General features: G+C 58.3%; 13 protein-coding genes. 4 read left to right on the top strand and 9 right to left on the bottom strand.

The features are described from left to right. Nucleotides 1–7: 7 nt before the first annotated feature. The 7 genes from ACF8PE_RS08650 to rhaB form a co-directional block, all read right to left on the bottom strand. Nucleotides 8–1,012 carry an ABC transporter permease gene (locus ACF8PE_RS08650; protein ID WP_032615450.1) on the bottom strand — a complete coding sequence of 335 codons (1,005 nt, stop codon included), beginning with the start codon at nt 1,010–1,012 and terminating at the stop codon, nt 8–10. Further along, nucleotides 1,012–2,013 carry an ABC transporter permease gene (locus tag ACF8PE_RS08645; RefSeq protein WP_130588071.1) on the bottom strand — a complete coding sequence of 334 codons (1,002 nt, stop codon included), beginning with the start codon at nt 2,011–2,013 and terminating at the stop codon, nt 1,012–1,014. The genes ACF8PE_RS08650 and ACF8PE_RS08645 overlap by 1 nt, the downstream gene beginning before the upstream one ends. Further along, nucleotides 2,013–3,515, bottom strand: coding sequence for a sugar ABC transporter ATP-binding protein (locus ACF8PE_RS08640; RefSeq protein WP_392494775.1), 1,503 nt, complete (start codon nt 3,513–3,515; stop codon nt 2,013–2,015). Before ACF8PE_RS08640 ends, ACF8PE_RS08645 begins: the two co-directional genes overlap by 1 nt. 48 nt (nt 3,516–3,563) lie before the next feature. Next, nucleotides 3,564–4,550 carry a rhamnose ABC transporter substrate-binding protein gene (rhaS, locus tag ACF8PE_RS08635; RefSeq protein ID WP_032615332.1) on the bottom strand — a complete coding sequence of 329 codons (987 nt, stop codon included), beginning with the start codon at nt 4,548–4,550 and terminating at the stop codon, nt 3,564–3,566. A gap of 85 nt (nt 4,551–4,635) precedes the next feature. Continuing rightward, the gene (gene rhaD, locus ACF8PE_RS08630; RefSeq protein WP_059306948.1) at nt 4,636–5,466 is read right to left on the bottom strand and encodes a rhamnulose-1-phosphate aldolase; all 831 of its coding nucleotides are present in this window, start codon (nt 5,464–5,466) and stop codon (nt 4,636–4,638) included. Between the two features lie 120 nt (nt 5,467–5,586). Next, nucleotides 5,587–6,846 carry an L-rhamnose isomerase gene (gene rhaA, locus ACF8PE_RS08625; RefSeq protein ID WP_032615326.1) on the bottom strand — a complete coding sequence of 420 codons (1,260 nt, stop codon included), beginning with the start codon at nt 6,844–6,846 and terminating at the stop codon, nt 5,587–5,589. Further along, nucleotides 6,843–8,312, bottom strand: coding sequence for a rhamnulokinase (rhaB, locus tag ACF8PE_RS08620; protein WP_077226897.1), 1,470 nt, complete (start codon nt 8,310–8,312; stop codon nt 6,843–6,845). Before rhaB ends, rhaA begins: the two co-directional genes overlap by 4 nt. 300 nt (nt 8,313–8,612) lie before the next feature. Between rhaB and rhaS (ACF8PE_RS08615) the strand changes: the two genes are divergently transcribed. The 4 genes from rhaS (ACF8PE_RS08615) (at nt 8,613) to yiiM (ending at nt 11,928) form a co-directional block, all read left to right on the top strand. Continuing rightward, nucleotides 8,613–9,449 (top strand): HTH-type transcriptional activator RhaS, encoded by an 837-nt coding sequence (rhaS, locus tag ACF8PE_RS08615; protein ID WP_117386838.1) that lies wholly within the window; start codon nt 8,613–8,615, stop codon nt 9,447–9,449. A gap of 73 nt (nt 9,450–9,522) precedes the next feature. Then, nucleotides 9,523–10,371, top strand: a complete 849-nt coding sequence (gene rhaR, locus ACF8PE_RS08610) for an HTH-type transcriptional activator RhaR (protein ID WP_032615321.1) — start codon at nt 9,523–9,525, stop codon at nt 10,369–10,371. A gap of 185 nt (nt 10,372–10,556) precedes the next feature. Beyond that, nucleotides 10,557–11,177, top strand: a complete 621-nt coding sequence (sodA, locus tag ACF8PE_RS08605; protein WP_032615319.1) for a superoxide dismutase [Mn] — start codon at nt 10,557–10,559, stop codon at nt 11,175–11,177. Nucleotides 11,178–11,253: 76 nt separating this feature from the next. Next, entirely contained in the window at nt 11,254–11,928 is a 675-nt protein-coding gene (gene yiiM / locus ACF8PE_RS08600; RefSeq protein WP_155167576.1) for a 6-hydroxyaminopurine reductase, read from the top strand. Nucleotides 11,929–12,028: 100 nt separating this feature from the next. On the opposite strand, the gene cpxA is transcribed toward yiiM, so the two are convergent. Together cpxA and cpxR are read right to left on the bottom strand one after the other, a co-directional pair. Then, nucleotides 12,029–13,402: an envelope stress sensor histidine kinase CpxA gene (gene cpxA / locus ACF8PE_RS08595; protein WP_032615315.1), complete on the bottom strand. Its 1,374-nt coding sequence runs from the start codon at nt 13,400–13,402 to the stop codon at nt 12,029–12,031. After that, a complete protein-coding gene (cpxR, locus tag ACF8PE_RS08590; RefSeq protein ID WP_032615313.1) occupies nt 13,399–14,097 on the bottom strand; it encodes an envelope stress response regulator transcription factor CpxR in 699 nt (232 codons plus the stop codon). Before cpxR ends, cpxA begins: the two co-directional genes overlap by 4 nt. Nucleotides 14,098–14,099 lie beyond the last annotated feature (2 nt).

Below are 14,099 nucleotides of genomic sequence, written 5' to 3'. Positions count from 1 at the left end.
GAGGGGATTACATCCGTCTTCGCTGCATAATCCGGCGGGTGATAATCGGCAGGGAGATCACCACAATCAGCATGGCGCCGATGATCACCGACATCACAATGCCCGGCACGTTGAGCAGGCTCAGGCCAAAGGTGACCAATCCCATCAGGAAGGCGGCGATAATCACGCCCACCATGCTGCCGGAACCGCCAAGAATATTGACGCCGCCGAGCACCGCCATGGTCACCACCGCCAGCTCCCAGCCCATCGCAATGGTCGGGCGGGTACTGCCCAGACGCGAGGTAAGCAGCACCGAGGCCAGCCCGGCCATCAGCCCCACCAGGGCAAAGAGGATCAGGTTGTGACGCTTCACGTTGATGCCGGAATACCAGGCCCCGGTCGGATTGTTGCCGATGGCGTAGGTGCGACGCCCGAAGTTGGTCTTGTGCAGCACGAAGGCAAACAGGATGGCCAGCACGATAAAGAGCGCGAACTCAAACGACAGCGCGCCCCAGACATACCCCTGACCAAACCAGGCGAAGCTCTCCGGCCAGGTGTTCAGCGCCTGGTCGCCCAGCAGAATGTAGGTGATGCCGCGATAGAGGCTCATGGTGCCGATGGTGATCACAATCGAGGACAAGTTAAAGCGGGTCACCAGCAGGCCGTTGAACAGCCCGCACAGCAGCCCAACGCCTAAGCCCACGCAGACCAGCAGCGGTGTATCCAGCCCGGCCGCCGCGCAAAAGCCCATCACCGTGGAGCTGAGGGCGATAGTGGAGGCCACCGACAGATCAATTTCCCGGGCGATAATCAGCATTGCCATCGGCAACACGATGATCGCTTTTTCGGTAAAGTTGAACGTCGCATCCGACAGGTTCCAGATATCGAGGAAGTAAGGGGAGGCCAGGGCGTTACCCACGAATACCGCCAGCGTTACCGCCAGCAGAAAACCTTCCCAGCACAGCAGGCGCTGGAAGATGCCCGCCGGGGCGGGGGCATGTTTAATCTCTTCAGACGTCATTATTTTACTCATCATCTCACCGCCTGTTTCTGACGAGCCAGCGCCGCATCGCGCAGGATCAGCCGTCCTTTGCGTTTGTTGCCACGTTCATTGAGCAGCACCGCAATCACGATCACCGTCCCGGAGATGGCCATCTGCCAGAACGGCGACACGCCAATCACCGGCAGGGCGTTGTTGATCACCCCGAGGAACAGCGCCCCGCACAGGCACCCCAACACCCGGCCCGTACCGCCCATGGTGCTGATGCCGCCGATGACGCAGGCCGCTACCACCTGCAGCTCAAAGCCGTTTGCCACATCGACATAGGCCACCGCAAAGCGCGAGATCCACAGATAGCCGCAGAACCCGGCCAGGGCCCCGGAGAGGCAGAAGCTGACGAACTGCATTTTTCCGGCGTTGATCCCGGTGTAATAAGCCGCCGTGGCGTTACCGCCTGCGGTGTACAGTGCGCGCCCGGTACGGCTGTAGCGCAGGAAATAGCCCACCAGCAGCAACGCGGCAATGGCGCACCAGCTCAGCACCGGCAAGCCCAGCACCGATGCCCGTGGCAGGCCGAGGAAATCGGCACCCATCTGGTTGGAGTTCACCCAGCCGCCGCCGGAGAGCAGAAAGATAATCCCGCGGTAGATGCTCATGGTGCCCAGCGTCACCACAATCGCCGGAATGCCCATTTTCCATACCAGCAGGCCGTTGATGATACCCATCAGCAGGCCCAGCGCGGTCGCCAGGATCAGCAGCGTCCAGACCGGCACATCGGGGTAATGGAAGTTAATCAGGGCGACAATCATCCCGGTCAGCGCCAGGTTTGCCGCCATCGACAGGTCAATGCCTTTGGTGAGCAGCACCATCATCTGCCCGAGGGCGAGAATGATCAGAATGGAGGTGTCGTTAAATATCTCCACCAGGTTGCCCGGAGCGATAAACGAGGGGGCACGCGTGCCGATGGCGATAACCATCAGCACAATCACCGCCGCCAGTAAGGCCTCGCGGTGTTTAAGCAGCTGTTGCACCATTATGCGGCCTCCTGTCTGGCACCGCTGGCGGCGCTGACGATGGTTTCAGCCGTTGCGCCCCCCGCCTGATATTCCGCCACCATTAACCCTTCATGCATAACGATGATCCTGTCAGCCATGCCCATCACTTCCGGCAGTTCGGAGGAGACCATGATCACCGCCAGCCCCTGTCCGACCAGCTCGGACATAAACTGATGCACCGCCGCTTTGGAGCCGATATCGATCCCTTTGGTCGGTTCATCGAGGATGATTACGTCCGGGTGGGTTGCCAGCCACTTGCCGATCACCACTTTCTGCTGGTTGCCGCCAGAGAGAGTTTCGACCGCCTGTTTCCAGCTAAAGGCTTTTACTTGCAGCCGCTTCGCATATTCGTCTGCCAGTTGCCACTCGCGATCGTCATTCAGCACGCCGTTGGCGTTGAGTTTGTTGAGCTGTGGCAGGCTGATGTTCTGCGCAATCGACAGTTCGATAATCGCCCCCTGCTTCTGGCGCTCTTCAGGCACGCAGACGATCCCGGCTTTGATGGCATCCGCTGGCTGGCGGAAATGCTGTTCTTTACCGTTCAGCACAATGCTGCCGGAAGAAGGGCGCGAGACGCCGGAGAGCGCCTGCATCAGCTCGGTACGCCCGGCGCCCACCAGCCCGTAGAAGCCGAGGATCTCACCTTTGCGCAGGGTAAAGGTGATGTTCGCGAACTCGGTCGGGTGGCAGAGATCCTGCACCTCGAGCACGATATCGCCTTTTTCGCATTCCACCTTCGGGAAGGTCTGGGTAATGGCGCGGCCTACCATCATCGCCACCATCCGCTCTTCGGTGATGTCATTGATGGCCCCCGCGCCGACAAACACGCCGTCGCGCAGAATGGTGTAGTGATCGGCCAGTTCAAAAATCTCGTCGAATTTATGCGAGATAAACAGGATCGCTTTCCCTTCCTGCTTTAAACGTTCCACGATCTGATAGAACTCAAGGATTTCGTGCTGGGACAGGGCCGCCGTCGGTTCGTCGAGAATAACGACCTGCGCGTCAAACGACAGCGCCCGGGCAATTGCGACCATATGGCGCTGGGCGATGCTCAGGGTTTTCAGCGTCGCGCGGGGGTCAATCTGCACCTCCAGACGGGTGAGGATCGCCTGCGCCCGGCGGTGCATTTCCGGCCAGTCGAGCTTTTTGAAAATGCCTTTATACAGATACTGACCGACAAAAATGTTTTCGGTGACCGACAGCTCATAGAACAGGACGGTCTCCTGGTGAATCGCGGTGATGCCCACCTTATGCGCCGAGTCGGGGGTCGGCAGCTGTATAGGAATGGCTTTGTAGAGGATCTCGCCCTCGTCGGGCTGGTAGATGCCGGTCATCACTTTGACCAGCGTCGATTTGCCCGCGCCGTTTTCACCGATCAGAGCGGTGACTTTGCCGGGCCAGAGTTCAAGCTGCACGTTCTCAAGCGCGCGTACACCAGGGAAAACCTTGGTGATGCCATTGAGCGCCAGTAATGGGGTCATGATAGTTCTCCACTTGTATCCCTCTCCCACAGGGAGAGGGAAAAGGAATCAGAAGATTTTTGAGAACTTATCAATGTTGCTGGCATCGTAAACAAACGGCTCAGCCATTGCGCCGCTGCCGTCGGCATCCAGCTTCACTTTGCCCAGTTTGCCCATGCTGGCTTCTTCTTTGGTCGCCGTGCCTTTCACCAGATCATCCGCTAAGTAAGTCGCGGCATAACCGAGGTCGATCGGGTTCCAGATGGCGAAGCTCTTGCTGGCACCGGATTTCACCGCGCCCGCCATTTCAGATGGCAGGCCGAGGCCGGTCACGTACACTTTGCCGATCTTGCCCTGATCTTTCACCGCCTGCGCTGCCGCCACGATGCCGACCGACGACGGAGAGACGATCACTTTCAGATCCGGGTAGGTTTTCAGCAGGCCGACCGCTTCGCGGTAGCTCTTATCCGACAGATCGTCGCCATAGGCCACGGTTACCAGATTGACGGACGGGTACTGTGGCAGCACCTTTTTCATCTCGGCAATCCAGGTGTTCTGGTTGGTGGAGGTCGGCGTAGCGCTCAATACCGCCACATCGCCTTTTTCCACGTTCAGCGCTTTCAGCGCTTCGGCCGCCAGCTTGACGTTAGTCTCGCCAATCAGCGCGTTATTGGAAGGGTTAAGGTGGATCTGGCGCCCGGCTTTCGCCACGCCGGAGTCCCACGACACCACTTTGATCCCGCGCTGCATCGCTTTTTTCAGCACCGGCACCACGGCATCAGGATCGTTGGCGGAGATGGCGATCGCATCCACCCCCTGTGCGATCAACCCGTTCAGCACTTCGATCTGGGCTTCGGCGGTGGTGGTGGTTGGGCCGGTATAGATCACTTTGACATCACCTAACTCTTTGGCTGCCTCCTGGGCACCCACGTTTGCCGCTTCGAAGAAGCCATTACCTAACGATTTCGCCACCAGGGCGATTTTAACTTCAGCTAAAGCAGAACCGGACAACGCCAGGGCGGCAACGGTGAGGATCAAGCTTGTCTTTATTTTCATTGCTTTTACTCCACTTAATAAGGTGATTTGTGTAGGGATTGCAGGTGTAGCTTCGCCCCGTCTCAATGAGCGGGGCGCGATGTTCTTATTTGTACAGATCTAACGCGGACTGCATCGGGTTGACGCCAAAGCGTTTGCCCAGCGCAATCAGTTCTTCCCGGGTGATGGTCTGCTTCATGCCACCCATCGAATAGACTTTTACCAGCACTTCGGCAGACTTCTCGGCGGTGTCGATCAGACCAAAGGTTTCATCGAGCGTCGGGCCGCTGCCGAACACGCCGTGGAACGGCCACAGCACCAGCGAGTGTTTTTGCATCTGAATCGCCGTGGCTTCGCCGATTTCATCCGTACCGGGTACCATCCACGGCAGAATGCCCACGCCATCCGGGAACACCACCAGACACTCGGTGCTGCCTTCCCACAACTGACGGGTGATAACGTCGGTGTTGTTCTCCAGCACGAAGGTCAGGGCAATCAGGTTGGTGGCGTGGCAGTGCATAATCACGCGATCTTTCCCGCCAGTGACTTTGATACGCTCACAGTGGGAAAGGAAGTGGGACGGCAACTCAGAGGTTGGCACCGCTTCGTCAGTCAGCCCCCAAAGAATGTGGTAGCCCGCGCCGTCGCTGTCCACTTTTACCACCCCTAAATTCGCGGTGGGATCAAGCTGGACGTTGCGGAAGAACTTGCCGGAACCGGTGACGATAAACGGCGTATTGGCGAGCAGCGGCATCGGCTGGCTCAGGGCGATATAGCGCGGTTTGGCGTGGAAGTCGGCTTCATACGGGGCGATATCCGCCTCGTCCAGGCGCAGCGTCAGGTTGCCGCCGTTGCGCTCGTCCCAGCCTTTCAGCCAGGCGTCGGAGGTGGCTTTAATCATGCCCTGGACGAACCAGGCGTCGATAATGGTCTGCATAGTCTTTCATTTCCTGTTAAATCGGGGTGGGGTTTCCCCTCACCCTGACCCTCTCCCCAAAGGGGCGAGGGAATGGTGTGATCCCGCTCTGTCAGGGAGAGGGCAGGGACGAGGGTTGTCTTACCCGCGTTGGCTCAAAATCTCTTTCTCATACGCCCGGACGTTATCCAGCCACTGGCTGCCTGCCGGGGCGTCGTTGCGCTGGCAGTACATCTCCCATACCGCCTGCCATGGCAGTGATTTTTGCTCCTCCAGCAGCGCCAGACGCGCGGTGTAATCGCCCGCGGCTTCCAGCGCACGCAGTTCGGCGGTTGGCTCCAGCAGGGCGCGCAGCAGGGCTTTCTTCATGTTGCGGGTACCAATAACCCAGGCCGCGATGCGGTTGATGGAGGCATCAAAGAAGTCGAGGCCGATATGCACCCGGTCGAACAGGTCATGGCGAATAATCTCGCTGGCGATGGCCTGGGTTTCGTCATCCAGCAGCACCACGTGGTCGCTGTCCCAGCGTACCGGACGGCTAACGTGCAGCAGCAGGTGCGGCACATAGAGCATGGCGGCAGAAATTTTGTCGGAGATCACCTCTGTCGGATGGAAGTGGCCGGCATCCAGGCACAGCGCGGTCTGACGGCTGGTGGCGTAACCCATGTAGAACTCGTTGGAGCCGACGGTGTAGCTCTCCGCGCCGATGCCGAACAGCTTGCTCTCCACGGCATCGATGTGGTGCGCCGGGTTCAGCTTTTCGCTAATCACTTCATCCAGCGCCGCCAGCAGACGCTGACGCGGGGCGAGGCGGTCCACGGTGATGTCTTTCATCCCGTCCGGGATCCAGATGTTCATCACCGATGGCGTGCCCAGTTGCTCGCCAAAGTACGCCGACACGCGGCGGCTGGCCTTCACGTGGTCGATCCAGAACTGACGAATTTCGTCATCGGCGTGGGCGAGGGTAAAGCCGTCGGCGCTCAACGGATGCGAGAAGCAGGAGGGGTTAAAATCCAGCCCCAGCTTGTTGGTTTTCGCCCACTCGACCCAGTTCTTAAAGTGTTCCGGCTTGATGGCGTTGCGATCGACCGGCGTGTCGGACTCCAGATAGATAGCGTGCAGGTTCAGGCGTTTTGGCCCCGGGATCAGGCTCAGGGCCAGCTCCAGATCGGCCCGCAGCTCGGCGGCGTTACGCGCCTTGCCCGGATAGTTACCTGTGGCCTGGATGCCGCCGGTCAGCGCACCGCCTGGGTTCTCAAACCCGGCGACATCATCGCCCTGCCAGCAGTGCATAGAGACGGGCAGACGGTCGAGCTGACGCAGAGCCTCCTCGACATCCACGCCCACGGCGGCGAAACGCTGTTTAGCCAGTTCCCAGGCTTGTTCAAGTTGAGTGGTCATGCGCAAAGCTCCTTAGTCGGTCGTTGTTGCTGAAACTGCGTGCGGTAGCGGGCAATCTCATGATCGGGATGAGGGGTAAAAGTGGTCAGGCCGTAATTGCCGGTCACCACCTGACGGAACTGGTCCACGTCGGCCAGCTCGTCGAGGGTCACCAGCTGGATGCCAATATTGCCGAGAGTGGAGGCCTCAACCGGCCCGGCTAACACCGTGATGCCGCAGGCGTTGGCGCACAGCTGGTTGAGCAGATGGTTCTGGCAACCGCCGCCAACAATGTGCAACTGGCTGAACGGCTTGCCGCGCAGGGTCGCCAGCTCGTGCAGCACCTCGGCATACAGCAGGGCGAGGCTGTCGAAGATGCAGCGCGCCAGGTCGGCGGCGCTCTCCGGTACGGGCTGGGCGGTCTCGCGGCAGGCGGCCTGGATCTCGGCGCTCATATTGGCCGGGTTGATAAAGCGATCGTCATTGGGGTTGATCAGGAAACGGCACGCCGGAAGGGTTTCCGCCTCACCGATCAGGGCGGTCAGGTCGCTGATGCGTTGCTCTTTCAGCACCCGCTGCAGCAGCCATAAGCCCATAATGTTTTTCAGCACCCGGTAGCGGCCTTCGGCGCCGCCTTCGTTGGTAATATTCGCTGCCAGCGCGGTGTCGCTGGTGTAGGGCGTTTTGCTCTCAAAGCCCATCAGCGACCAGGTGCCGGAGGAGAGATAGGCCGCATCCTGCGAGGCCAGCGGAGCGGCGATAACCGCGCTGGCGGTGTCGTGACTGGCGACGGCTACCACCGGGATAGCGTTCTCCTGCGGGCATGTCCAGTGACCGATCACGTTGCCCGGATGGGTCGGGGTGCCAAACCAGTCGCGCGACGCACCCGTCCAGTTGAGCAGGTTCTCGTCCCAGGAATCGGAATTGATGTTTACCAACTGGGTGGTGGTGGCGTTGGTATATTCCCAGTTCATCTGGCCGGTGAGACGGTAGCTGAAGTAGTCGGGGATCAGCAGGGCATGGGCGACGTTCGCCACCAGCTCCGGCTGCTGTTCCACCAGGGCGCGCAGCTGATATAGGGTATTAAACGGCAGAAACTGAATGCCGCTGCGGCCATAGATTTCGGCTTTCCCGAGCTGCGCCAGCGCATGCGCCATCACCCCATCGGTGCGGCTATCACGATACGAGACCGGCAGGCCGACGCGGTTACCGTTGCCGTCCAGCAGGACGTAATCCACGCCCCAGGTGTCGATCCCGATGCTGTCGATGTGAATGCCTTCTTCACATACCTTATTTAGCCCGGTACGGATCTCCGCTTCCAGCGTGTCGATATCCCAGCAGTCAAAACCGTCCTGTTTTTGCAGGCAGTTCACGAAACGGTGGATTTCGCGCAGCTGAAGGGTGCGCTGCTCGCGATGGTAGCTCGCCAGCATTACGCGGCCGCTGGATGCGCCTAGATCGACAGCCACACAATGGCGAAAAGTCATGGTCCGGTCCTTCCTTTAGTCATTACCGGACAGTGTAAAAAAGGGAAGCGTCGGCGACCTTCTTACCACTGACAGCGCATTTCAGGCGCTGGCAAGAAAGCAAAGATGAACGTGAGGAAGTTCACATTTTCCGCTAATAGCGCGGCTCTCAGGGGATGTGACGGTGGGCGCATTTCCAGATCTTTCCCGCCTTTTCTTGAAAAAGCGACAGGCTTTGCGCCATTTGCTGTCGAAAATTTAAGGTCAGCCGGGAAACCCTAAATTACTATTTTGAGAACTTTTATCATCTGGTGACCCGTTATGACCGTACTGCACAGCGTGGATTTTTTCCCTTCAGGCCACTCGCCTGTGGCGATTGAGCCGCGGCTGCCCCAGGCTGCGTTTCCAGAGCATCATCATGATTTTCATGAGATTGTGATCGTGGAGCACGGTACGGGTATCCATGTTTTCAACGGGCAGCCTTATACCATCAGCGGCGGCACGGTGTGCTTTGTGCGCGACCATGATCGGCATATGTATGAACACACCGATAACCTGTGCCTGACCAACGTGCTGTATCGCTCCCCGGAAGCGTTCCAGTTTTTGTCGGGGCTGAACCAACTGCTGCCTCAGGAGCAGGACGGCCACTATCCGTCGCACTGGCGGGTAAACCAGGCCACGCTACAGCAGGTGCGCCAGCTGGTCAGCCAGATGGAGCAGTCCGAAGAGGGGCAGACTACCCACGCCCTCGCCAGCCGCGAGATCCTGTTTATGCAGCTGTTGGTGTTGCTGCGTCGTGGCAGTCTGGTGGACGGGGCGGTGGATAACGACGCGCGGCTCAACCAGTTGATGGCGTGGCTGGAAGATCACTTCGCCGAAGATGTCTGCTGGGAGACGCTGGCAGATAACTTTTCCCTGTCGCTGCGCACGCTGCATCGCCAGCTGAAGCAGCACACCGGGCTAACGCCCCAGCGCTATCTCAACCGGCTGCGCTTAATCAAAGCGCGCCATCTGCTGCGCCATACCGACGAGAGCGTTACCGATATCGCCTATCGCTGCGGTTTTGGCGACAGTAACCACTTTTCGACCCTGTTTCGCCGGGAATTTGACTGGTCCCCGCGCGACATTCGCCAGGGCCGGGATGCGATGCTTCAGTAACGCGAGGAAAATCACCGTTTTACTGCCGCAAAGCGGGTAATAATGTCAGGTTATTCACCGTTGAGGTTGTGATGTGGCCGGACAGTTGATTCTTCGCAGAGCTGATTTTTTTGCCTCCACCGCGCAGGCCGTCGCGGTGGCGGACCGCTATCCGCAAAATGTCTTTGCCGAACATACACACGATTTTGGCGAACTGGTGCTGGTATGGCGCGGTAATGGCCTGCATGTCCTCAACGATCGCCCTTACCGCATTACCCGTGGCGACCTGTTTTATATCCGTGCGGAAGATAAACACTCCTACGCCTCGGTCAACGATCTGGTACTTCAGAACATCATCTACTGCCCCGACCGACTGAAGCTCAACGTGGACTGGGCGGCGAACATCCCCGGTTTTCTCAAAGCAGGCAACACCCCGCACTGGCGGCTGGGCAGCAACGGCATGACGCAGGTGCGCCCGGTGATTACGCAACTGGAGCAGGAGAGCCTGAAGACCGATCCCCACGCATTCGATATGGCCGAGCTGCTGTTTGCACAGCTGACGATCATGCTCAAACGCTACCGTTACGCCCCGGATAACCCGGCCGCCAGCGAGCCGGAAGCGCTGCTGGATAAGCTGATCACCGCCCTGGCGGGCAGCCTGAACCGCAGCTTTGTGCTGGAAAAGTTTTGCGAGCAGGAGCAGTGCAGCGAGCGCGCCCTGCGCCAGCAGTTCCGCACCCAGACCGGCATGACGGTAAACCACTACCTGCGCCAACTGCGGATCTGCCATGCGCAGTATTTGCTACAACATACCGAGCTGCTGGTCAGCGAAGTCGCCATGCAGTGCGGCTTTGAGGACAGTAACTATTTTTCGGTGGTGTTTAACCGTGAAGTGGGGATGACCCCGGTTCAGTGGCGACACCGCAGCCATAACGCCGCGTAATAGATTGTTTGCTCCCCCCTGCGCATCACCGCACGCCCCGCCAGATCAGTCACATAACGAAAAGTTATAACCTTATTAAAACTACGGCATTGATAAACATTTTCAATATCATTTAATTAACTATAATGAACCAACTGCTTACGCGGCATTAACACGTTTGCCGCCCGACAATAATGGAGATGATTATGAGCTATACCCTGCCATCCCTGCCGTACGCTTACGACGCCCTTGAGCCGCATTTCGACAAGCAGACGATGGAGATCCATCACACCAAACACCACCAGACTTACGTTAACAACGCCAATGCGGCGCTGGAAAGCCTGCCAGAATTCGCTAGCCTGCCTGCTGAAGAGCTGATCACCAAACTGGATCAACTGCCAGCTGACAAGAAAACCGTTCTGCGTAACAACGCAGGCGGCCACGCTAACCACAGCTTCTTCTGGAAAGGCCTGAAAACTGGCACCACCTTGCAGGGCGACCTGAAAGCCGCTATCGAGCGCGACTTCGGCTCCGTTGATAACTTCAAAGCTGAGTTTGAAAAAGCCGCTGCTACCCGTTTCGGCTCTGGCTGGGCGTGGCTGGTACTGAAAGGCGACAAACTGGCTGTGGTTTCCACTGCTAACCAGGACTCCCCGCTGATGGGTGAAGCTATCTCTGGCGCATCCGGTTTCCCAATCGTGGGTCTGGACGTGTGGGAACACGCTTATTACCTGAAATTCCAGAACCGTCGCCCGGACTACATCAAAGCCTTCTGGGACGTGGTGAACTGGGACGAAGCAGCAGCACGTTTCGCCGCTAAAAAATAAGGTTGCAAAGCCGTCTGTGAGAAGCGAGTCTGATGACTCGCTTTTTTTATACCCACAATCTGCGTAAGGAGCCGCGATGAATCATCCCGTTAACGTATTTATCGGAAAAATAAAGGATTACGAAGGCAGCCGCCCGAGCGCGATTGCCAAACTGCAGGTTGACGGCGAACTCTCCCTCACCGAAAAAGGGCTGGTGGGCGATGAGCAGGCGGAGAAGAAAATCCACGGCGGGCCGGATCGGGCGCTGTGCCACTATCCGCGCGAGCACTATGCATTTTGGGCCAGCGAATACCCTGACCTGGCCGGGCTTTTTGTCGCCCCGGCATTTGGCGAAAACCTGTCAACCGAAGGGCTGACCGAGAAGAACGTCTTTATCGGGGATATCTTTCGCTGGGGCGAGGCCTTGATCCAGGTCACCCAGCCGCGGTCTCCCTGCTTCAAGCTCAACTTCCACTTCGGTATCAGCGATATCGCTACGCAGATGCAAAATGCCGGGAAAACCGGCTGGCTGTATCGGGTGATTTTGGCAGGGAAGGTCGAAACGGATGCGCCGCTGACGCTGGTCTCTCGCCTGAGCGATGTGTCGGTGTATGACGCCTGCGCTATCGCCTGGCATATGCCGTTTGATGATGAGCAATATCACCGTCTGCTGTCGGCGGCGGGGCTGTCCACCAGCTGGACCAGAACCATGCAGAAGCGACGACTTAGCAACAAGATCGAAGATAATTCGCGGAGATTGTGGGGGAAGTAGTCGGGTAAGACGGAGTCTCCACCCGGCTTTTTACCTCTGCGCCTGTTACTGCCCGGTAGCGCTGCGCTTACCGGGCTTGCAACATAGAGTCAGCGTAAAACTAAGAACGCTTGTGCAACGGTAGCCAGAGCGTTAACCGCAAGCCGCCCAGCGGACTGTCATCGGCTTTCACCCAGCCACGGTGCTGCTGCATCGCGGTTTCGACAATCGCCAGACCCAGCCCGGTGCCGCCGGATTCACGGTCACGCGCCTCGTCGGTACGGTAGAACGGACGGAAAATCTGCTCGCGATCTTCCGGGCTGACGCCAGGGCCATCGTCATCAACGTTGATGGTGATGCCATCTTTGTCCACCGAGAACGCCACCTCGATTTTGGTATGCGAATAGCGCAGGGCGTTACGTACGATATTCTCCAGCGCGCTTTCCAGCGTGTTGGGGTTACCGTACAGCGGCCACGGGCCTGGCGGGAAGTTGACGGTGAAGGATTTCCCCATCTGCTCCGCTTCGAATGCCGCGTTATCCAGCACCTCATGCCACAGGTGATTGGCTTTCACCGTCTCGCTGACCAGCGCGTTTTTCTGCTGATTGCGGGACATGACCAACAGGTCATTGATCATGCTGTCCAGACGATGCGCTTCGGTTTCGATACGCTCCAGCTCTTTGCTCTCTCCGCTACGGCGGCGCAGCAGGGCGGTGCCCAGTTGCAGGCGCGTCAGCGGGGTGCGCAGTTCATGGGAAATATCAGAGAGCAGACGCTGCTGGGTGGTCATCATCCGCTCAAGCGCCGCCACCATCTGGTTGAAGCTGGCCCCTGCCGCCAGGAACTCCTGCGGCCCGGCTTCCAGCTCCGGGTGCTGTCGCAGGTTGCCCTGCGCCACTTCATCCGCGGCGTTTTTTAACTTACGTGCGGGTTTCGCCAGGCTCCACGCCAGCCACAGCAACAGCGGTGAACTCACCAGCATGGTAACAATCAGCAGCAGCAACGGGCGGTCAAATAGCAGGTTGATAAAGTCGGACTGGGAGTTGCTCGCCGGGCGAATCAGGTAGAGCTGGTAGTTATCCTCCCCGTCATTGACGGAGAATGGCCCTACCATCTCTACCCGACCATATTTTTTCTTTTGCGGATGATCGGCGTTATCCGCCTGGCCAATGAAGTTGCGGATAATCTGCATTTCATTGCGGTCTGCCCCGATCACGCGGCCTTCGCTGGTCACCAGCAGCAGGCGTTGTCCCGGCGGCGCCCATTTTTCGATAGCGCGAAACAGTCTGCGCCACCACATCAAATCATTGGGCGGATCGATGGCCAGCTCTGCTTCTACGTGCTGCTCGATCATCACACCCTGACGTTGCTCGCTGTCGAGAAGCTCCGTCATCTGGCGTGAGTCGAGTTTGGGTAACATCAAAACCAGCATTAAAACCAGTGCCAGCGTCAGCCAGAAGATGGCGAAGATGCGGGCGGTTAAGCTGCCTATCATGAAGCGGACACCATCAGATAGCCGCGTCCACGCAGGGTTTTAAACCACGGATGACCATCCTTGCGCTCCGGTAATTTGCGGCGCAGGTTGGAGATGTGCATATCAATTGCCCGGTCGAACGGCGTCAGGCGTTTACCCAGCACTTCCTGGCTCAGATGCTCACGGGATACCACCTGGCCCAGATGCTGCGCCAGCAGATAAAGCAGTGTGAATTCGGTGCCGGTGAGTTCCAACGCCTGGCCGTCGAAGCTGGCTTCCTGGCGGCCTGGATTCAGGCTCAGGGAGTCGACTTCAAGGGTTGGCGAACCGCTGTCGGTGTTTTGCTGCTGCTCGCTCCAGTGGGAACGGCGCAGGATCGCCCGAATACGTGCCACCAGCTCACGGTCGTTAAACGGTTTAGGCAGATAGTCATCGGCACCCAGCTCAAGGCCAAGTACACGATCAAGTTCGCTACCGCGCGCGGTCAGCATAATTACTGGGGTCTGGTGCGTCTGGCGCAGCTCTTTAAGGGTGTCGATACCGTTCTTCTTCGGCATCATGACGTCGAGCAAAAGCAAGTCGATGCTATCGTCGAGTTGACTCAGCGCCTGCTCCCCGTCGTGGGCTACCGACACGTCAAAGCCTTCCATGTCGAGCAACTCCTTTAAAAGGGATGTCAGCTCTCGGTCATCATCAACTAACAGGATTTTATTCATTG

It is taken from the genome of Leclercia sp. GLN_9, from assembly GCF_043105735.1.
Lineage (GTDB): Bacteria > Pseudomonadota > Gammaproteobacteria > Enterobacterales > Enterobacteriaceae > Enterobacter > Enterobacter adecarboxylatus.
Note: the sequence above shows the minus strand (reverse complement) of the source record. Positions and strands in the feature narration are given on the sequence as shown.